The sequence below is a fragment of the Streptomyces sp. NBC_01176 genome (assembly GCF_045039825.1).
In the GTDB taxonomy this organism is placed as follows: domain Bacteria; phylum Actinomycetota; class Actinomycetes; order Streptomycetales; family Streptomycetaceae; genus Streptomyces.
The window spans coordinates 4,861,072-4,880,022 of the sequence record NZ_CP108600.1; the positions used below are offsets into that span (position 1 = coordinate 4,861,072).

The 18,951-nt window shown below is 69.4% G+C and carries 16 protein-coding genes; 9 read left to right on the forward strand and 7 right to left on the reverse strand.

Features of this window, described 5'->3' with window-relative positions:
- Positions 1-118: 118 nt before the first annotated feature.
- Positions 119-1,726 (forward strand): methionine--tRNA ligase, encoded by a 1,608-nt coding sequence (metG, locus tag OG199_RS20880; protein WP_405830743.1) that lies wholly within the window; start codon positions 119-121, stop codon positions 1,724-1,726.
- 75 nt (positions 1,727-1,801) lie between these two features.
- Here metG (OG199_RS20880) and OG199_RS20885 read toward each other — a convergent pair whose 3' ends face one another.
- Both OG199_RS20885 and OG199_RS20890 read right to left on the reverse strand, forming a co-directional pair.
- Positions 1,802-2,221 (reverse strand): PIN domain nuclease, encoded by a 420-nt coding sequence (locus tag OG199_RS20885; protein ID WP_401806569.1) that lies wholly within the window; start codon positions 2,219-2,221, stop codon positions 1,802-1,804.
- A complete protein-coding gene (locus OG199_RS20890; protein WP_356804287.1) occupies positions 2,218-2,427 on the reverse strand; it encodes a type II toxin-antitoxin system VapB family antitoxin in 210 nt (69 codons plus the stop codon). The genes OG199_RS20885 and OG199_RS20890 overlap by 4 nt, the downstream gene beginning before the upstream one ends.
- Before the next feature lie 193 nt (positions 2,428-2,620).
- On the opposite strand from OG199_RS20890, the gene metG (OG199_RS20895) reads away from it, so the two are divergent.
- The 4 genes from metG (OG199_RS20895) (at position 2,621) to OG199_RS20910 (ending at position 6,771) form a co-directional block, all read left to right on the forward strand.
- Positions 2,621-4,342: a methionine--tRNA ligase gene (gene metG / locus OG199_RS20895; protein WP_401806567.1), complete on the forward strand. Its 1,722-nt coding sequence runs from the start codon at positions 2,621-2,623 to the stop codon at positions 4,340-4,342.
- Positions 4,343-4,458: 116 nt separating this feature from the next.
- Positions 4,459-4,935, forward strand: a complete 477-nt coding sequence (locus OG199_RS20900; RefSeq protein WP_356804284.1) for a hypothetical protein — start codon at positions 4,459-4,461, stop codon at positions 4,933-4,935.
- Positions 4,936-5,065: 130 nt separating this feature from the next.
- Positions 5,066-6,037, forward strand: coding sequence for a hypothetical protein (locus OG199_RS20905; RefSeq protein WP_405830746.1), 972 nt, complete (start codon positions 5,066-5,068; stop codon positions 6,035-6,037).
- A gap of 95 nt (positions 6,038-6,132) precedes the next feature.
- Positions 6,133-6,771 (forward strand): DUF7003 family protein, encoded by a 639-nt coding sequence (locus tag OG199_RS20910; protein ID WP_405830748.1) that lies wholly within the window; start codon positions 6,133-6,135, stop codon positions 6,769-6,771.
- Between the two features lie 34 nt (positions 6,772-6,805).
- Here OG199_RS20910 and OG199_RS20915 read toward each other — a convergent pair whose 3' ends face one another.
- Both OG199_RS20915 and aspS read right to left on the reverse strand, forming a co-directional pair.
- Positions 6,806-7,789, reverse strand: coding sequence for an intradiol ring-cleavage dioxygenase (locus tag OG199_RS20915; RefSeq protein ID WP_405830750.1), 984 nt, complete (start codon positions 7,787-7,789; stop codon positions 6,806-6,808).
- A 117-nt stretch (positions 7,790-7,906) separates the two neighbouring features.
- On the reverse strand, positions 7,907-9,670 hold the full coding sequence (aspS, locus tag OG199_RS20920) for an aspartate--tRNA ligase (RefSeq protein ID WP_356804279.1): 1,764 nt from the start codon (positions 9,668-9,670) through the stop codon (positions 7,907-7,909).
- A gap of 152 nt (positions 9,671-9,822) precedes the next feature.
- On the opposite strand from aspS, the gene OG199_RS20925 reads away from it, so the two are divergent.
- Positions 9,823-11,973: a SpoIIE family protein phosphatase gene (locus tag OG199_RS20925; RefSeq protein ID WP_405830752.1), complete on the forward strand. Its 2,151-nt coding sequence runs from the start codon at positions 9,823-9,825 to the stop codon at positions 11,971-11,973.
- On the opposite strand, the gene OG199_RS20930 is transcribed toward OG199_RS20925, so the two are convergent.
- From OG199_RS20930 to OG199_RS20940, 3 genes are all read right to left on the reverse strand, one after another.
- On the reverse strand, positions 11,940-12,989 hold the full coding sequence (locus tag OG199_RS20930) for an AI-2E family transporter (protein WP_356804276.1): 1,050 nt from the start codon (positions 12,987-12,989) through the stop codon (positions 11,940-11,942). The genes OG199_RS20925 and OG199_RS20930 overlap by 34 nt on opposite strands.
- 129 nt (positions 12,990-13,118) lie before the next feature.
- Positions 13,119-14,090, reverse strand: coding sequence for a pirin family protein (locus OG199_RS20935; protein WP_356804274.1), 972 nt, complete (start codon positions 14,088-14,090; stop codon positions 13,119-13,121).
- A gap of 117 nt (positions 14,091-14,207) precedes the next feature.
- On the reverse strand, positions 14,208-14,675 hold the full coding sequence (locus OG199_RS20940) for an SseB family protein (RefSeq protein WP_168529151.1): 468 nt from the start codon (positions 14,673-14,675) through the stop codon (positions 14,208-14,210).
- A 321-nt stretch (positions 14,676-14,996) separates the two neighbouring features.
- Between OG199_RS20940 and OG199_RS20945 the strand changes: the two genes are divergently transcribed.
- The 3 genes from OG199_RS20945 to OG199_RS20955 all read left to right on the forward strand — a co-directional run bounded on the left by OG199_RS20945 (position 14,997) and on the right by OG199_RS20955 (position 18,949).
- Complete coding sequence (locus tag OG199_RS20945) at positions 14,997-16,823, forward strand: acyl-CoA dehydrogenase (RefSeq protein ID WP_405830755.1); 1,827 nt, start codon at positions 14,997-14,999, stop codon at positions 16,821-16,823.
- Positions 16,824-17,275: 452 nt separating this feature from the next.
- Positions 17,276-18,586 (forward strand): M18 family aminopeptidase, encoded by a 1,311-nt coding sequence (locus OG199_RS20950; protein ID WP_405830756.1) that lies wholly within the window; start codon positions 17,276-17,278, stop codon positions 18,584-18,586.
- A gap of 129 nt (positions 18,587-18,715) precedes the next feature.
- The gene (locus tag OG199_RS20955) at positions 18,716-18,949 is read left to right on the forward strand and encodes a hypothetical protein (RefSeq protein WP_356804270.1); all 234 of its coding nucleotides are present in this window, start codon (positions 18,716-18,718) and stop codon (positions 18,947-18,949) included.
- Positions 18,950-18,951 lie beyond the last annotated feature (2 nt).

The window sequence follows — 18,951 nt, forward strand, 5'->3', positions numbered from 1 at the left end:
CCGCGGAACGACCGACGGGGCCCGGCTTCACGCCGGGCCCCGTCCCCGTAACCCTCCCCACCCTCCCCACCCCTGATCGGCGTGAGTCGACCTTCGCCGGGCCAGTAGGATTTCGACCATGGCGGCCACTGGATCCGAGAAGCAGGGTGAGAAGGCGTACTACGTCTCCACCCCGATTTATTACGTCAACGACGCTCCTCATCTGGGCCACGCCTACACGACCGTCGCCGGCGACGTGCTCACGCGCTGGCACCGTCAGCGCGGCGAGAAGGTGTGGTATCTCACCGGCACGGACGAGCACGGTCAGAAGATCATGCGCACCGCCGAGGCGAACGGCGTCAGCCCGCAGGAGTGGTGCGACAAGCTTGTCGAGGAGGCATGGAAGCCTCTCTGGGAGCACCTGGAGATCGCCAACGACGACTTCATCCGCACGACGGAGAAGCGCCACACGGACCGCGTCCAGGAGTTCGTCCAGGATCTCCACGACAAGGGTGAGATCTACAAGGGCGGGTACGAAGGCCCGTACTGCGTGGGCTGCGAGGAGTACAAGCTCCCTGGCGACCTCATCGAAGCCGAGGACGGCACGAAGTTGTGCGCCATCCACAAGAAGCCGGTGGAGCTGCTCCAGGAGGAGAACTACTTCTTCAAACTGAGCGAGTACGGGGACAAGCTCCTCGCCCACTACGAGGCCAACCCGGACTTCGTCCAGCCGGAGTCGGCACGCAACGAGGTCGTGAACTTCGTGCGCCAGGGCCTGCAGGACCTCTCCATCTCGCGCTCCACCTTCGACTGGGGCGTCCCGGTTCCCTGGGACGACAAGCACGTCATCTACGTGTGGATCGACGCCCTGCTGAACTACGCGACGGCGGTCGGCTACAACGAGAACCCGGCGAAGTTCAAGAACACCTTCCCCGCCGACGTCCACCTCGTCGGCAAGGACATCCTCCGCTTCCACGCGATCATCTGGCCCGCGATGCTGATGGCGCAGGGACTGCCCCTGCCGGGCAAGGTCGCGGCGAACGGCTGGCTGATGGTCGGCGGCGAGAAGATGTCGAAGTCGAACCTGACGGGCATCAAGCCCCAGGACCTGACCTCCCACTTCGGTGTGGACGCGTACCGCTGGTACTTCCTGCGCGCGATCGCGTTCGGCCAGGACGGCTCGTTCTCCTGGGAGGACTTCTCCGCCCGCTACACGAGCGAGTTGGCGAACGACTACGGCAACCTCGCCTCGCGCGTGGCCGCGATGGTGGGCAAGTACTTCGGCGGCGTGCTGCCCGGTACGACGGCGGCGGGCGACGCGGAGAAGGCGATCCGGGACGGGCTGGCGAAGGCCGTCGCGGAAGCCGACCGGCGGATCGGCGACGACGTGGACTTCCAGGGCGGAATCCTCGCAGTCTTCGACTTCGTCAAGCAGGTCAACGGTTACCTCACGGAGCAGGAGCCCTGGAAGGTGGCCAAGGACGAGTCGCCTGAGGGCCAGGGCCGCCTGGCGACCATCCTCTACACGGCCGCGGAGTCGCTCCGCGCGGTGGCGGTCCTCCTCAACCCGGTCATGCCGGACACCTCTCAGAAGCTCTGGGACTCCCTCGGCGCGGAGGCGTCCCTGGGAGCCCTCGCGGACCAGAAGGTCCAGGAAGCGGGCGAGTGGGGCAGGCTCCGGCCCGGCGCGACGGTCACCAAGGGCGCGGTCCTCTTCCCGCGCCTGGAGGAGAAGCCGAGCGCGTAGTGCGTAGGTGAGCACAGGGCGGGGCCCCGGGAACGAGCTGTTCGCTCACGGGCCCTGTCATTCCCCCGCTCGTCCTCAGGACCCGGGCTCGGCCAGCCAGGCGCTCGACTGGCCCGTACGGCGAGCGACGGTCTCGAAGTCCCGGTCGTGGTGGAGCAGGGTCAGGTCCGACAACTCGGCCGTGGCGGCGAGGAGCAGGTCGACCGGTCCGGCCGAGCGGTGCTCACCGTTGTCGGTGAGAAGTTGCTGGACCTCGCGAGCGCGCTGATAAATGCCGTCGGGCATCAGGGTCCAGCTGAACAGCTGCCGCAACTCCTCCTGAATGCCTTCGCGGTCCGCTCGCCCGCGCGCGGAGAAGAGGATCTCCAACTCGGTCAGATCGCACAGCGCGACCAGCCCGTTGTCGAGCGCCTGCTCCCAGTCCTCGTCGTACGCGTCGCTGCTGAGCAGACGCACGGCGGCCGAGGTGTCGATCAGGTACGAGACATCACTCATCGGCGGTAGTTCCGCTTGTCCATGAGGATGTCGAAGTCACCGCGCGCCCCCCTCTCACGGAGCTTGGCCAGCGCTATGGCCCGGCTGCGCCGCTTGGCGACTTCCAGCAGCGCGGTGTTGACGGTGTCCTTCTTGGTCTTCGTGCCGAGCAGTTCCTGGGCTTCCGCCAGGGCCTCGTCGTCGACCTCGATCAGCAGCTTCGACATGACAGACCTCCCCATATAGATGCGCGACACTCAGGATATATATCGGCGTCGCGAGCGTCCACCAGCCGACCCGGAGGGACGAGCGTTCCCGATCGTCCCGGTCGACTACGATTTCAAGGTTCGTACGGCGACCCGGCGGTACAGCCGGAATCGACATCCGTCACCCCACGTAGCGACCTGGGAGCATTCCGCGATGGCTCGACACCTCATCACCAGCGCCCTTCCGTACATCAACGGGATCAAGCACCTGGGCAACATGGTGGGGTCCATGCTCCCGGCGGACGTGTACTCCCGCTACCTCCGCCAGCGTGGCCACGACGTGCTGTACATCTGCGCGACGGACGAGCACGGCACCCCGGCCGAGCTGGCTGCGAAGGAGCGGGGCATCCCGGTCGACACGTTCTGCGCGCAGGCGCACGACGCGCAGAAGGCGGTCTACGACGGCTTCGAGCTGGCCTTCGACTACTTCGGCCGCAGCTCCAGCGGGCAGAACCGCGAGATCACCCAGCACTTCGCCCGCCGTCTGAACGAGAACGGCTTCATCGAGGAGCGCGCGATCCGTCAGGTGTACTCGCCGACGGACGGCCGCTTCCTCCCGGACCGCTATGTCGAGGGCACCTGCCCGCACTGCGGTTACGACAAGGCGCGCGGCGACCAGTGCGAGAACTGCACGCGCGTCCTGGACCCGACCGACCTGATCAACCCGCGTTCGGCGATCTCCGGCTCGACGGACCTGGAGGTCCGTGAGACGAAGCACCTCTTCCTGCTCCAGTCGAAGCTGCAGCACGAGGTCGAGGCCTGGGTCTCCCGGCACGAGGAGGAATGGCCGCAACTGGCCTCCTCCATCGCCCGCAAGTGGCTGACCGAGGGCCTGCACGACCGCGCGATCACCCGTGACCTCGACTGGGGCGTCCCGGTCCCCGCGGACACCTGGCCGGAGCTGGCGGCCGAGGGCAAGGTCTTCTACGTCTGGTTCGACGCCCCGATCGAGTACATCGGCGCGACGAAGGAGTGGGCGGACGCGGCGCCCGACGGCGAGACCCGCGACTGGAAGTCCTGGTGGTACGAGGCCGACGACACGGTCCGCTACACGGAGTTCATGGCGAAGGACAACGTCCCGTTCCACACGGTGATGTTCCCCGCCACGGAACTCGGTGTCCGCGAGCCGTGGAAGAAGGTCGACTACGTCAAGGCCTTCAACTGGCTGACGTACTACGGCGGGAAGTTCTCCACGTCGCAGAAGCGCGGTGTCTTCACCGACCACGCGCTCGACATCCTCCCCGCGGACTACTGGCGCTACTTCCTCATCGCCAACGCCCCCGAGTCGGACGACTCGTCCTTCACCTGGGAGCACTTCACCGCCACGGTCAACAAGGACCTCGCCGACACCCTCGGCAACTTCGTCAACCGGGTCCTGTCCTTCTCCAGGAAGCGCTTCGGTGAGGAGGTCCCGGCGGGCGCGGCGGCCGGCGAGGCGGAGACGAAGCTCGGCGCGGAGATCGCCGGTCTGCTGGCGGAGTACGAGACCCAGATGGAGGCGCTCCAGTTCCGCAAGGCGGCGGCGGCGCTGCGTGCCCTGTGGTCGGCGGGCAACTCCTACCTGGAGGAGAAGGCCCCCTGGCTGGAGATCAAGACCGACCCCGACGGTGCGGCCCTGACCCTGCGCACGGCGATGAACCTGATCCACCTCTACTCGGTGGTCTCGGAGCCCTTCATCCCCGCCTCCGCCAAGGCGATGCGCTCCGCGTTCGCGCTGTCGGACGACACGGCGTCGTGGGTGTCCGCGGCCGAGGCGAAGTCCCTGGACGCCGTGCCGGCGGGTACCCCGTTCACCGTGCCCCCGGTGCTCTTCGCCAAGATCACGGACGAGGACCTGGAGTCGTACAAGGAGCGCTTCGGCGGCGCTCCGGAGTAGTCCGGACACCAGGAGCGGGGCCCGGCGTCACTCGGCGCCGGGCCCCGCTGCCGTGTCCGACGGCCGGAAACCGACCCCGATGGTGACATGCCCGCGCCCACCCGTATGGTTTCGCCATGGCAGTCCCTCCGGTCATCCCGATCGCCTACGAGCCGAAGTCCCGCACCGAGACCATAGGTCACTACGCGGACGGCCAGTTCCTGGCATCGGTCACCTACGCATTCCCCGAGGGGTACCGGCCCGACGACGGCTGGGAAGAGCACAAGCGCCTCTACACGGTGCTGCACACCTTCGACCCCCAGGGCCACTACCGCGACTCCGAGATCTGGTGCGCGGGCACCTGGGCCGAGCAGCAACTGACCCCGGACGGCGAGAGTTCGGTTCTCTCCCGGGCCAGGGCCCACCTGGCGAAACTCCTGCGGAGCCTGCCCCGGCGCTCCTACACGGACATCGCGGTCCGCCCCTTCCAACTCACCGTCGACGGCGTGCTCTTCGGCCTGGTGATCAAGGAGGACGAGGAGGAGACCTGGGCCGAGCTCTACCCGGACCGCCTCGGCTTCGCCGACCCGTGGGACGGCACGTACGACACCTGAGTCCCGCGTGCGGCCGCCGGCTCCCTGACGCAAACCGACCCAGCGGCATGAACGTTTCGTCGACCCTCGAAAGAGTGATCCCACTCTTTCGGGCCACCATCCGGCCCAAGATCTCCCTAGCTTCGGCCACATGGTCACATCAGCTCACGAGGGCTCGCACCGGATCTTCCAGGAGCGGCCCGAGATCCTCGCCCCCGTCTTCGGGGTCCTGGGCATCGCGTTGCCCGAGAAGGCAACGGTGGACGCGATCACCACCGACGTGACGGAGACCCGCCCGCTGGAACGCCGAGTGGACACCTTGCTGCAGGTCGGCCCGTCCGACGGGGATCCTTTCCTGCTGGCCATCGAAGCACAGGGGCGGCGAGACGCGGACAAGGCATCAAGCTGGGCCTACTACGTCGCCCACCTCCGAGCGAAGTACGACCTGCCCGTACTGCTGCTCGTGGTCTGCCAGGACCGGGCCACAGCCAAGTGGGCGGTCGGCCCTTTCGACTGCGGAACCCGTGGCTGGACAACCCAGCGGACCTCGCCTCTGGTGATCGGGCCGGACAACCTCCCAGTGATCACCGATCGGCGAACCGCGGCGGAGAACCCCGCGATGGCCGCCTTCTCCGCTCTGACACACGCACGGAGCCCCGACATCGACGCCATACTGGAAGCGCTGGGCCGCGCTCTCCAGTCGATGGACGAGAAATCCGCCGAGTATTACAACGAGTTCCTGGACGTCAACCTGGGGCGCACCCCAGCCGGAGACAAGTGGAGGGAAATCTTGAGCTTCGTCACCTACTTCCCGGGCCGGGGCACTGTCCGCGAGACGGCGTACCTCGAAGGCAAAGTCGAGGGCAAAGTCGAAGGTAAGGCCGAAGGAAAGGTTGAAGGCAAGGTCGAAGGCAAGGTCGAGGGCAGAGTCGAGGACCGCGCCGAACTGATCCTGCGCGTGCTGGAGAAACGCGGCATCGGCGTTCCCGAGGACGCCCGGCAGCTCATCAGCTCCTGCACGGATCTCGACACCCTCACTCTCTGGTTCGACCGGGCCCTCACGGCCACCAGTGGCGAGGATCTGTTCGCCGAGGAACCCGGCGCCGGCCAGGCCCCCGTCTGACCTTCGAGAGCGGCCGCCGAAGTCCCGTGGCACCCGGGCCCGTCGTGAGCGGGCCCGGTCCGATCGGCCCGTACCGGCCTGCCTACCCTGGCTTGGTGATCACCACTTCGTCGGTCCTCGAACAGTTCGATCTCTGCGCGGACCGCGCGGCGTTCCCCGATCTCGACAACGGCTACTACCATCCGGTCGACGCGCGGATCCATGTGCTCAGCGACGGTTCGCGCTGGGCCGTGGTCGCCGAGTTGCTCGGCTACAACCCGCGCGGCGGCAACCTCATCGACGTCATGCACCGCTACGGCAACTGCCTCACGCGCGGTGAGCCCGGGTTCGGCGCCTTCCTGGACCGTGTGGACAACATGGCGCAGATCGACCCCGAAGGCGCGGAGGTCTACGCCGGAGGGGCCCCCGTGGTCGTCCGGGGGACCCCGCTCGCGGTCGGCGCCGACGCCGGCACCCCGCTGCAGGACGTGTTCCGCCTGCTGGCCCCGGAGTACAGGCAACTTCTCCTGGCCGACGAGACGGAGCTCCGCGCCGACCTCCCCGCCGATCTGCCCGTACTGCTGCGGCTCGACGAATGGAACCAGCCGGAAGACCTCTGGGACACACTGCCCAGCGCCCACGAGACCTTCCGGATGATCGCCGAGGTACTGAACTCCTCGGACGCGGCCCGGTACCGGCCGACACTGCCGCCCAACACGCACTGGTCCCACTGGCCCGACGCCGGAACGCTCTGACGGGTTCCGGACACCGTTCGGACGGACCGTCGCGTCAGCTTGCCGACGTCGACGCCGACGTCGAACCCGAACCCGAGGCCGACGCGCCCGGCACCGTGTCCGTGCTGTCGTGCGTCTCGTCCGGGGCCACGCCCACCGTCAGGTGCGCGCGAACTCCCTTCGCCAGGTGCTTCCTGTCGTACGTGAGGTAAAGGAGACCGCCCGTGTGACCGTTCTGCGGGTAGATCGTGTCCTCGGTCAGCGTGGTGCGGGTGGCGGTGTTCGTGGAGTACGGCGAGATCGCCGCCGTCGCCAGGACGGACTTCTCGTCGAAGAAGAACTGGCCCGTGTGACAGGTGTGCCCGCCCTCGTAGCCCGCGTCGGTCCAGGCACCGCCGACGTGGACCTTCGTGTGGATGTGCACGGCGCGGCCCCGGTACCAGCCCGGGAAGACCGTCCTGAAGGTGACCTGGCCGTGCTTGTCGGTCCTCCAGGTGCCCCGGAGGTAGCGCTCGTCGTCGGTCGGCTCGGAGTGGCCGCCCCCCGTGCCGCCGGAGGGCCCACCGGACGGAGGCTCGCCCGTGGGCGTGCCCGAGGGGACGCCGGGCGGCGAACCGGAGGGCGGAGTGCCCCCGCCGCCGCCCCCGCCACCGCTGCCCATCGCCTCGTAACCGGAGTAGATGCCCAGCGCGGTGCAGTGCCAGATGTCGACCGCCGCGTTCTTCACGGGTCTGCACGTGTCCGCGTCGATCACCCTGAGCCGGAGGGTCAGCGGAATGCCGTCCTGGCCCTCGGTGATGTCCTGACGGATCTTGTCCGCGTCGATGTAGTAGGGGCCTTCGGTGGTCTCCGCGGTGAGCGTGTAGCACGCCTCCGTCGCGCCGGCGGAAGAGGAGGCGTCGGCCTTCCTCCCGTCCGCGAACGCGTCCACGGCGAGCCCGCCGCCCACGCCCACCGCGGCGACCGCCGCTCCCCCCGCGACGATGACCTCACGTCGGGTCACGTTCCGTTGATGCGCGGGTTCCTGTCTCTCAGTCATGGGCAGCGACGCTAGGGACGCCGCCTGTGAGCACCATGGGAGCGGACTGTGGTTTCACACGGCACGCAGAAGTGGCCCGGAACCGACGACGGTTCCGGGCCACTCCGCGGACAGGGCCTACTTCGGCTGCGGCTTGCGCACCGAGAGGTGCAGCTCCCGCAGGCGGGTCTCGTCCAGCTCCGTCGGCGCGCCCATCATCAGGTCCTGCGCGTTGCCGTTCAGCGGGAACGCGATGGTCTCGCGGATGTTCGGCTCGTCCGCGAGGAGCATGACGATGCGGTCGACGCCCGGGGCGATCCCGCCGTGCGGCGGGGCGCCGAAGCGGAAGGCGCGGAGCATGCCGGCGAACTGCTCCTCGACGGTCTCACGGTCGTAGCCCGCGATCTCGAAGGCCTTGAGCATGATCTCGGGCTCGTGGTTGCGGATCGCGCCGGAGGACAGCTCGACGCCGTTGCAGACGATGTCGTACTGCCAGCCCAGGATGTCCAGCGGGTCCTGGGTCTCCAGGGCCTCCAGGCCACCCTGGGGCATCGAGAACGGGTTGTGCGAGAAGTCGATCTTCCCGGTGTCCTCGTCCTTCTCGTACATCGGGAAGTCGACGATCCAGCAGAACCGGAAGACGTTCTCCTCGAAGTTGCCCGAGCGCTTCGCGGCCTCGACCCGCACCGCGCCCATGATCTTCGAGACCTCGTCGAACTCGCCCGCGCCGAAGAACACCGCGTGGCCGGGGGCCAGCGACAGCCGCTTCGTCAGCTCCGCCACGTTCTCCTCGGTCAGGAACTTGGCGATCGGGCCCGTGAGCGAGCCGTCCTCGCCCACCCGCACCCAGGCCAGGCCCTTCGCGCCCTGCTCGACCGCGTAGTCGCCGAGGCCGTCGAAGAACTTCCGCGTCTGGCCGGAGACGTCCGGCACCGGCAGCGCGCGCACGTGCTTGCCGGCGAAGGCCTTGAACTCCGAGCCCGCGAAGATGTCGGTGATGTCGACCAGCTCCAGCTGGGCCCGCAGGTCCGGCTTGTCGGAGCCGTACTTCAGCATCGACTCGCGGAACGGGATCCGCGGGAAGGGCGAAGTGACGTGGCGGTCACCGCCGAACTCCTCGAAGAGCTCCGTCATCAGCTTCTCGATCGGCTGGAAGACGTCCTCCTGCTCGACGAAGGACATCTCCACGTCGAGCTGGTAGAACTCGCCCGGCGAGCGGTCCGCACGCGCGTCCTCGTCGCGGAAGCAGGGCGCGATCTGGAAGTAGCGGTCGAAGCCGGAGATCATCAGCAGCTGCTTGAACTGCTGAGGAGCCTGGGGCAGCGCGTAGAACCGGCCCGGGTTGAGACGGGACGGCACGACGAAGTCGCGGGCACCCTCCGGGGAGGTGGCGCTGAGGATCGGCGTCGCCATCTCGTTGAAGCCCAGCGCCGTCATCTTGTGACGGATCGCGGAGATCACAGCCGTACGCAGCAGGATGTTGCGGTGCATGCGCTCGCGGCGCAGGTCGAGGAAGCGGTACTCCAGGCGCCGCTCCTCGTTGACGCCGTCCTCGGCGTTGATGGTGAACGGGAGCGGAGCGGCCGCGCCGAGCAGCTCGACGTCGCTCACCTCGACCTCGACCTCACCGGTGGGCAGGTCGGGGTTGACGTTCTCCGCGCCGCGGGAGACGACCCTGCCGTCGACGCGGACCGTCGACTCCTTGGAGACCTTGTCGAGGGCCTCGTAGGCGGGGGTGCCGGGGCGGGCGACGAGCTGCGTGATGCCGTAGTGATCACGCAGATCGATGAAGAGGATGCCGCCCAGGTCTCGGCGATTGTGCAGCCAGCCGCTCAGCCGGACGTCGCTGTCGACGTCAGAGGCGCGGAGCTCGCCGCAGGTGTGGGACCTGTACCGATGCATCGTCGTTCATCCAGTCTTCGCGGATCGGGGTCTGTTTCACGTGAAACTTCCGGGCGCGGGCCCGGACCCCCCAAGGGTACCGGCCACCCAAAGATCGCCACTCCGAATACTCTCGGTGGCACCCACCGATCACCTCTTCATACAGTGGTTCAATGCGCACTGGTGAGCCCCTGCCCGCCGTGGGGGACGTCCTGGCCGCCCTCGCGACCGGCCTGTGGCGCTGGGACAACGCTCAGGGGCAGGTCACCCTCGACGCGGAGGCCGCCCGCCTCCTCGGCCTGCCCGCGGAGGCGGCGACGCTCACCGAGGCCGCCGTGCGCGCCCGGTTCCACCCGGCCGACTGGAACGAGGTCGCCGGGGTCGTACAGCTCGCCGTCGCCGAGGACACGCTCGCCGAGGTGCGGTTGCGGGTCATGGACGAGCACGGCCGGGTGCTGCGGACCGCCCGCAGCCGCTCCAAGCCCACGATCGCCCCGGAGACCGGGGAGTTCCACCTGTTCGGCACCCTCCAGGAGGTCACCGAGCCCTCCCCCGGCGCCGCCGCGCGCACCCCGGTCACCGGTGACTGGCGCCGCTCGCGCGAGGCGTTCCTGCTGGACGCGGGGCGGGCCCTGGCCGAGGCCCGGTCGACGGCGGAGGTGCTGCGGGTGGCGGCCGGCCTGTCGATGCCCGGGTTCTCACCGGACGGGCTGGCCGTCTTCGGCGCCGAGGGCGACCGGCTCACGGTCGTCGGGCATCACGGACAGCAGCCGGGGGACGAGGGCCCCTTCACTCATATGTCGCTGGCCACGGACTATCCGGCGGCGGAGGTGGTCCGCACCGGCCGGGCCGTCTATCTCTCCTCCCCCGAGAACTACAAGGAGCGCTATCCCGTCTCCTGGCCGCTGGCCCGGCACTTCGGCCGGGAGTCCTGGGCCTTCCTCCCGCTGACCGTCGCGGGCCGCACGATGGGCGCGTGGATGGCGGCCTTCATGTACCCCGTCCGCTTCACGCCCGACGAACGGTCGGTGCTGACGACCGTCGCCCGGATGCTCGCCCAGGCCCTCTCCCGGGCGGGGGCAGCCGAGACGGAGCGGGAGCTCACGGACGGTCTGCAGCGCTCGATGATGCCCACGCTGGGCCCGCGGATGCCGGGCATGGGCCTCGCCGCGCGCTACGTCCCCACCGGCGGCGGTCTCCAGGTCGGCGGCGACTGGTACGACGTGATCCCGCTGCCGACCGGCCGCTTCGCGCTCGTCATCGGCGACGTCCAGGGCCACGACGTGCGCGCCGCGGGGCTGATGGGCCAGCTCCGCATCGCCCTGCGCGCGTACGCCTCCGAGGGCCACCGCCCGGACGCGGTCCTCTCCCGGGCCTCACGGTTCCTGTACGGGGTCACGGACTCGGTGACGTACGGCTCCAGCGGGCAGAACGGCGGCAGAACCCCGGACGTCCGCTTCGCGACCTGTCTGTACGTCGAGGTGGACCCGGCGACCGGGCTGCTGGACTTCGCCCGCGCGGGTCATCCGGACCCGGCGATACGCATGGCGGACGGGACGGTGCTGATGCGCCCCATGGCGGGCGGACTGCCGCTCGGCATCGATCCGGACGCCGACTACCCGACGACCCGGCTCGGCCTGGAGCCCGGTGAGACCATGCTGATCTGCACCGACGGACTGATCGAGACCGGCGGCCACGACCTCGACACCGGCTGGCGGCGCATCCGGCGGATCCTGGAGTCCCACGACGGCGACCTGGAGGAACTCGCCGACGCGCTGGTCCAGGGCGTGCACGGGCCCTCCTCGCACCACACCCCGGGACCACTGGCCGACCGGCGCGAGGACGACATCGCGCTGGTACTGCTGTCCCGCCAGGGCACGGGCCGGGACGACACGGTCGCGGCGGCTTCGGCCACGACCCGCCGCACCGCGCTGACCGTGGCGCAGACCGAGCCCGAGCGGATCGCGGACGCCCGCCAGCAGGTGCGCGAGCTGCTGCACGACTGGGGCTCGCAGGACCAGCGCGACTCGGCGGTCCTTCTCGTCTCCGAGATCCTGACCAACGTCCACGTGCACACCGACGACGACGCGCTGCTCGTCGCCGAGGTGACCGGCCGGCCGGGCGAGCGGAGGGTGCGAGTGGAGGTCACGGACGGCAGTGACGACCTGCCGCACCGGCGCCATCCCGGTGAACTGGCGTCCTCCGGGCGGGGACTGGTGCTCGTGGAGGTCCTCGCGGAGGCCTGGGGCGTCGACCCGCGCGGCGAGGGCAAGAGCATCTGGTTCGAGTTCTACGAGTCGTCGACGACCAAGCCCGACGAGTAGCGCGCGCGCAGCTCCGAGATCACCCCGAAGGCCGCCGCCGTCAGCGGTACCGAGAACAGCATCCCCAGGATCCCCGCGACGGACGCGCCCGCCGTGATCGCCAGCAGCACGACCGCCGGATGCATCTGCACGGTGCGGCTCTGGATCATCGGCTGCAGCACGTGCCCTTCCAGCACCTGTACGGCGAGGACGACCCCGAGCGCCCACAGCGCGATCACCAGCCCCCGGTCGGCGAGCGCGACCAGCACCGCCACCGCGCCGGAGATGAACGCGCCCAGATAGGGGATGTACGCGCCCACGAAGACGAGCGCACCGAGCCCGACCGCACCCGGGACGCCCAGGATCAGCAGCCCGACGGTGATGCACAGAGCGTCGATCAGCGCGATGAGGGTGGTCCCGCGCATGAAGCCCTCGACGGCTCCGAAGGCACGGCGCGCCATGGCTTCCAGGGTGTCGGCGCTGCCGCGGGGCGCGAGCGAGCGCACCAGGCCGGTGGCGCGGTGGGAGTCGCGGAGGAAGAAGAAGACGAGCAGCAGGGCCAGTAGGGCCACGGCGATGCTCTCGCCGACCACACTGACCCCGCTGATGACGTTGGACGCGGCTGCCCCGCCGAACTTGGTCAGCAGTTCCCTGGAGTGCGAGGTGAGGTCGTCGAGGGAGGTGCCCGGGGCGCCGAAGTGCTCGGCGACGGACCGCGCGGCCTGTTTGAGCGAGGCCAGGATCTGGTCCCCGGTGTCGATGAGCGCGGCGACGACGATGTAGACCGCCCCGCCCACCACCACGACGACCGCGACACAGGTGAGCCCCGCGGCCAGTGACCGCTGGACCCGCATGTTCACCAGCCGCCGGTACAGCGGCCGCAGCAGCGCGGTGCCCAGCAGCGCGAGCAGCACCGGCACGACCGCCGTCCGCAGCTCCCCGCACAGCCGGATCCCGACCCACGCCACACCGGCGACGAGCAGGATCACGACGCACCAGGCCGCGAGCCGCCGGACGCCCTCGGAGAGTAGCTGCACCCCTCCACCCGACCACGCGAAGGGCGGGCCGTCCTCTCGGGACGGCCCGCCCGGGTGACGCGGTGTCAGACGCGCGTGATCGCGCGGGCGTACGGCGTCGGGATCGTACGGCGTCGGCGCCGTACGTCCTTACAGTCCGCGCTCGGACATTCCGTGCACCGCCGGGATGGTGCCCAGGCGGCCCTTCTGGAAGTCCTCGACGGCCTGCTGCAGCTCCTCGCGGGTGTTCATCACGAAGGGGCCGTAGTGGGCCATGGGCTCACGGATCGGCTGTCCGCCGAGGAGGACGACCTCCAGGTCCGGGGTGTGCGCGTCCTGCTTCTCGTCCGCGCGGACGGTCAGCGAGCCGCCCGCGCCGAAGACCGCGGTCTGGCCGGTGTGGACCGGACGGCGCTCCGTGCCGACGCTGCCGCGTCCGGCGAGCACGTAGGCGAGACCGTTGAAGTCCTCGCGCCAGGGGAGGGTGAGCTCGGCGCCGGGTGCCACGGTCGCGTGGACCATGGTGATCGGCGTGTGCGTGACACCGGGACCCTCGTGGCCGTCGAGCTCACCGGCGATGACACGCAGCAGCGCGCCGCCGTCGGGGGTGCTCAGCAGCTGGACCGAGCGACCGCGGATGTCCTGGTACCTCGGGGCCATCATCTTGTCCTTGGCCGGGAGGTTCACCCACAGCTGGAGGCCGTGGAAGAGGCCGCCGGACATGACGAGCGACTCCGGCGGGGCCTCGATGTGCAGGAGGCCGGCGCCCGCGGTCATCCACTGGGTGTCCCCGTTGGTGATGGTGCCGCCGCCGCCGTTGGAGTCCTGGTGGTCGAAGATCCCGTCGATGATGTAGGTCACGGTCTCGAAGCCGCGGTGCGGGTGCCAGGGGGTGCCCTTGGGCTCTCCCGGCGCGTACTCCACCTCACCCATCTGGTCCATCATGATGAACGGGTCGAGGTGGCGGTAGTTGATCCCGGCGAACGCGCGACGGACCGGAAATCCCTCGCCCTCGAAGCCGCTGGGCGCGGTCGTCACGGTGAGCACGGGACGGGCCACGGCGTCGGCCGGCGCCACCACACGGGGAAGGGTCAGCGGGTTTTCGACGGTCACTGCAGGCATGTCGGTACCTCCTTGTGCTTCGAGTTTAGTTGATTGTTGAACTTTCTGCCACCCGTAACGACGGACGCCCGGAGGGAATTCCCTCCGGGCGTCCGCGGTGATCGGCGAGCGGCAGGACTAGCCGTACATACGGCGCATGGCGAAGTCCACCATCTGTTCCACGGCCTTCGCGTCGAAGACCATGCGGTGCTCACCCTCCATGTCGAGCACGAAGCCGTAGCCGGTGGGGAGCAGGTCGATCACCTCCGCACCGGTGATCACGAAGAACTTGGACTCCTTGCCGGCGTACCGGCGCAGCTCCTTGAGCGAGCTGAACATGGGGATGACCGGCTGCTGGGTGTTGTGGAGCGCCAGGAAACCGGGGTTGTCGCCGCGCGGGCAGTAGACCTTCGAGGTGGCGAAGACCTGCTGGAAGTCCTCCGCGGACAGCGATCCCGTCGTGAAGGCGCGGACCGCGTCCGCCAGCGACGGCGGGGACGGCTCGGGATAGAGGGGCGGCTGCTGGCCGTAGCCGCCGGGCATCTGCTGCTGCGGCTGGGCGTACTGCTGCTGCTGAGCGCCCGCGTTCTGGTCGTAGCCGTACATGGGCCAAAGACTAGTCGGCGCGGCCTCCGGGGGAGTCACGGACGGCGTATCCCTGTCCCGGCCACCGGCGCGGCACCGCCCATCGGCACCCCGGCCCGCGTCCCGGACGGCACTCCCCGCCCGACTCCTGCCCGATTCCGGCCCGAGTCCGGCCCGAGTCCCGCCTGCGTCGGGCTGAAGTCCCGTTAGAGCCTCGTCACATAGGGACCGTCAGGGGTTGATTCTTATTACCGACGGGTAGCATCATCGTAGCTACTTGCTGGTACGTGTAACGAGGCTGCGAGTACCTCTGCCTCCCCGAACCCTTACGGAGCCGTCGCCATGGGGCACTACAAGTCGAATCTCCGCGACATCGAGTTCAACCTCTTCGAGGTGCTCGGGCGCGACAAGCTGTACGGCACCGGACCGTTCGCGGAGATGGACACGGACACCGCCAAGAGCATCCTGGAGGAGCTCACGCGCCTCTCGGAGAACGAGCTGGCCGCGTCCTTCGCCGACGCCGACCGCAACCCTCCCGTCTTCGACCCCGAGACCAACACCGCTCCGGTCCCGGCTTCCTTCAAGAAGTCGTACCAGGCGTTCATGGACTCCGAGTACTGGCGTCTGGGCCTGCCCGAGGAGATCGGCGGCTCCACCGCGCCCCGCTCCCTCATCTGGGCCTACGCGGAGCTGGTGCTCGGCGCCAACCCGGCCGTCTGGATGTACTCCTCGGGCCCGGCCTTCGCCGGCATCCTCTTCGAGGAGGGCACGGAGGTCCAGAAGCACATCGCGAAGATCGCCGTCGACAAGCAGTGGGGCTCCACCATGGTCCTCACCGAGCCCGACGCGGGCTCGGACGTCGGCGCCGGCCGCACCAAGGCCGTCCAGCAGGAGGACGGCTCCTGGCACATCGAGGGCGTCAAGCGCTTCATCACGTCCGGTGAGCACGACATGTCGGAGAACATCCTCCACTACGTGCTCGCCCGCCCCGAGGGCGCCGGACCGGGCACCAAGGGTCTCTCCCTCTTCCTCGTCCCGAAGTACGAGTTCGACTTCGAGACCGGCGAGCTGGGCGAGCGCAACGGCGCCTACGCGACGAACGTCGAGCACAAGATGGGCCTGAAGGCGTCCAACACCTGCGAGATGACCTTCGGCGACCGTCACCCTGCCAAGGGCTGGCTGATCGGCGACAAGCACGACGGCATCCGCCAGATGTTCCGCATCATCGAGTTCGCCCGCATGATGGTCGGCACGAAGGCGATCTCGACCCTGTCGACGGGCTACCTGAACGCGCTGGAGTACGCCAAGGAGCGCGTCCAGGGCCCGGACCTCGCGAACTTCATGGACAAGACCGCGCCCAAGGTCACCATCACGCACCACCCGGACGTGCGCCGCTCGCTGATGACGCAGAAGGCGTACGCCGAGGGCATGCGCGCCCTGGTGCTGCACACCGCGGCCATCCAGGACGACATCCAGGTCAAGGAGGCCGCCGGCGAGGACACCGCCGCGCTGGAGGCCCTCAACGACCTGCTCCTGCCGATCGTGAAGGGCTACGGCTCCGAGAAGGGCTACGAGCAGCTCGCCCAGTCCCTGCAGACCTTCGGCGGCTCCGGCTTCCTGCAGGAGTACCCGATCGAGCAGTACATCCGCGACGCCAAGATCGACACCCTGTACGAGGGCACCACCGCGATCCAGGGGCAGGACTTCTTCTTCCGGAAGATCGTCCGCAACCAGGGCGCCGCACTGAACTCGCTCGCCGAGGACATCAAGAAGTTCCTGGCGCTCGCCACCGGCGGCGAGGAGCTGTCCGCGGCCCGCGAGCAGCTCGCCAAGGCGGCCGTCGAGCTGGAGGCCATCGTCGGCCTCATGCTCACCGACCTCGCGGCGACGGAGCAGGACGTCAAGAACATCTACAAGGTGGGCCTGAACACCACCCGCCTCCTCCTCGCCTCCGGTGACGTGGTCGTCGGCTACCTGCTGCTGCGCGGTGCCGCGGTCGCCGCCGAGAAGCTGGAGACGGCGTCGGCGAAGGACAGGCCCTTCTACACCGGCAAGATCGCCGCCGCGAAGTTCTTCGCCGCGAACGTCCTGCCCGGCGTCACCGGCGCGCGCAAGCTGGCCGAGGGCGTGGACCTGGACCTGATGGAGCTGGACGAAGCGGCGTTCTGAGTTCGAGCCCCTCGGCGACCGCACGGCGCCCACCCGGCGCCCACTCGACGGCCCGCTCCCGGATTCGTTTCCGGGGGCGGGCCGTTCGGCGCAGGGAGAGCGGGCGGAAACCGGGACCGGGTGCCGGGACCGGGTGCCGGGTGCCGGGTGCCGGGTGCCGGGTGCCGGGTGCCGGGACGGAACGCCGGCCCGGGGGCGCAGGGCGCGCAAAGGAGCGCGGAGGAGGCGCAGAAAAAGGCGCGCGAGTCCGGATGCGCCGGGGCGCGAAACGTCCGAGGAACCCGCGGCGGGCCGGAACACACGTGCCTTCTCCCCCTCCCGCACCGTTGTCCCACCGCGGCACCACGCGGGAACGTCCAGCTCCCGCCAGATGTCCGCCCTTCACATCCCCCTTACGAGAGCCCGCTCACCATCCCGGGGAGGGGGCCCCCGAGCGTCGTTAAGGTGAACTCATGAGCTACCCAGCCCGCTTCGACCGCGGCCACACCGACGACCTCATGACCTTCCTGGCGGCGAGCCCGACGCCGTACCACGCCGTGGCGAACGCCGCCGAGCGGCTGGAGAAGGCCGGATTCCGTCAGGTCGCCGAAACCGACGCGTGGGACGGCACGAGCGGAGGCAAGTTCGTGCTGCGCGGGGGTGCGATCGTCGCCTGGTACGTGCCCGAGGGCGCCGGACCGCACACCCCGTACCGGATCGTGGGCGCGCACACCGACTCCCCCAACCTGCGCGTCAAGCCGCAGCCGGACACCGGCGCGCACGGCTGGCGCCAGGTGGCCGTGGAGATCTACGGCGGACCGCTGCTGAACTCCTGGCTGGACCGTGACCTCGGGCTGGCCGGCCGGCTGACGCTGCGCGACGGCTCGACGCGCCTGGTCAGCATCGACCGGCCGCTGCTGCGCGTCCCCCAGCTCGCCGTCCACCTCGACCGTTCCGTCTCCACCGAGGGACTGAAGCTCGACAAGCAGCGTCATCTCCAGCCCGTCTGGGGCCTGGGCGACCCCCATGAGGGCGACCTGATCGCGTTCCTGGAGGAGGAGTCGGGTCTGCAGGCCGGCGAGATCACCGGCTGGGACCTGATGACCCACTCCGTCGAACCGCCCGCCTACCTGGGCCGCGACCAGGAGCTGCTGGCCGGCCCCCGCATGGACAACCTGCTGTCCGTGCACGCGGGCACGGCGGCACTGGTCGCCGTGGCCACGGCCGCGGGCACCGGCACCGGCACCGAGCTCCCGTACATCCCCGTCCTCGCCGCCTTCGACCACGAGGAGAACGGCTCGCAGAGCGACACCGGCGCCGACGGTCCGCTGCTCGGCGGCGTGCTCGAACGCTCGGTGTTCGCACGGGGCGGTACGTACGAGGACCGGGCACGCTCCTTCGCGGGCACCGTCTGCCTCTCCTCCGACACCGGCCACGCCGTCCACCCCAACTACGCGGAGCGGCACGACCCGACGCACCACCCGCGCGCCAACGGCGGCCCCATCCTCAAGGTGAACGTCAACAACCGCTACGCCACCGACGGCGCGGGCCGCGCGGTGTTCGCCGCCGCCTGCGAGAAGGCCGGCGTCGACTTCCAGTCCTTCGTCTCCAACAACTCCATGCCCTGCGGCACCACCATCGGCCCGATCACCGCGGCCCGCCACGGCATCAAGACCATCGACATCGGCGTGGCCATCCTCTCGATGCACAGCGTCCGCGAACTGTGCGGCGCCGACGACCCGTTCCTGCTGGCCAACGCGTTGGTGGCGTTCCTGGAGGGATAGTCCTCGTGAGATGACGCCGAACGGTGCCACCGAGCGGCGAGTGAGCGCCTCCGCATGTCTCGCGGGGTCCCGGGTACCCGGAACGAACCTGGAAAGACCGCGAGTTGCAACTCCAAGGAGGCGACACCCATGGGCCTGGGCGGCTGCATCATCCTGATCGGCGCGGGGGCCATCCTCACGTTCGCGACGGACTGGCACATGAAGGGGGTCAACCTCGACCTGGTCGGCATCATCTTCATGGTCGTCGGACTGATCGGGGTAGTGACGTTCAACAGCATCGCGAGGAGGCGGCGCGTGGTGGTGCCGCCGAGCACCCCGGTGATCGAGGAGGAGCGGCACCCCCGCGGCGGATACGGCGTGTGACC

Coding starts and splice junctions, on each gene's coding strand:
- OG199_RS20915 (WP_405830750.1), bottom strand. CDS start 7,789: ATGACTGAGAGACAGGAACCCGCGCATCAACGGAACGTGACCCGACGT.
- OG199_RS20950 (WP_405830756.1), top strand. CDS start 17,276: ATGAGCTACCCAGCCCGCTTCGACCGCGGCCACACCGACGACCTCATG.
- OG199_RS20925 (WP_405830752.1), top strand. CDS start 9,823: ATGCGCACTGGTGAGCCCCTGCCCGCCGTGGGGGACGTCCTGGCCGCC.
- OG199_RS20955 (WP_356804270.1), top strand. CDS start 18,716: ATGGGCCTGGGCGGCTGCATCATCCTGATCGGCGCGGGGGCCATCCTC.
- OG199_RS20945 (WP_405830755.1), top strand. CDS start 14,997: ATGGGGCACTACAAGTCGAATCTCCGCGACATCGAGTTCAACCTCTTC.
- OG199_RS20885 (WP_401806569.1), bottom strand. CDS start 2,221: ATGAGTGATGTCTCGTACCTGATCGACACCTCGGCCGCCGTGCGTCTG.
- OG199_RS20900 (WP_356804284.1), top strand. CDS start 4,459: ATGGCAGTCCCTCCGGTCATCCCGATCGCCTACGAGCCGAAGTCCCGC.
- OG199_RS20890 (WP_356804287.1), bottom strand. CDS start 2,427: ATGTCGAAGCTGCTGATCGAGGTCGACGACGAGGCCCTGGCGGAAGCC.
- OG199_RS20940 (WP_168529151.1), bottom strand. CDS start 14,675: ATGTACGGCTACGACCAGAACGCGGGCGCTCAGCAGCAGCAGTACGCC.
- OG199_RS20935 (WP_356804274.1), bottom strand. CDS start 14,090: ATGCCTGCAGTGACCGTCGAAAACCCGCTGACCCTTCCCCGTGTGGTG.
- metG (WP_401806567.1), top strand. CDS start 2,621: ATGGCTCGACACCTCATCACCAGCGCCCTTCCGTACATCAACGGGATC.
- OG199_RS20905 (WP_405830746.1), top strand. CDS start 5,066: ATGGTCACATCAGCTCACGAGGGCTCGCACCGGATCTTCCAGGAGCGG.
- aspS (WP_356804279.1), bottom strand. CDS start 9,670: ATGCATCGGTACAGGTCCCACACCTGCGGCGAGCTCCGCGCCTCTGAC.
- metG (WP_405830743.1), top strand. CDS start 119: ATGGCGGCCACTGGATCCGAGAAGCAGGGTGAGAAGGCGTACTACGTC.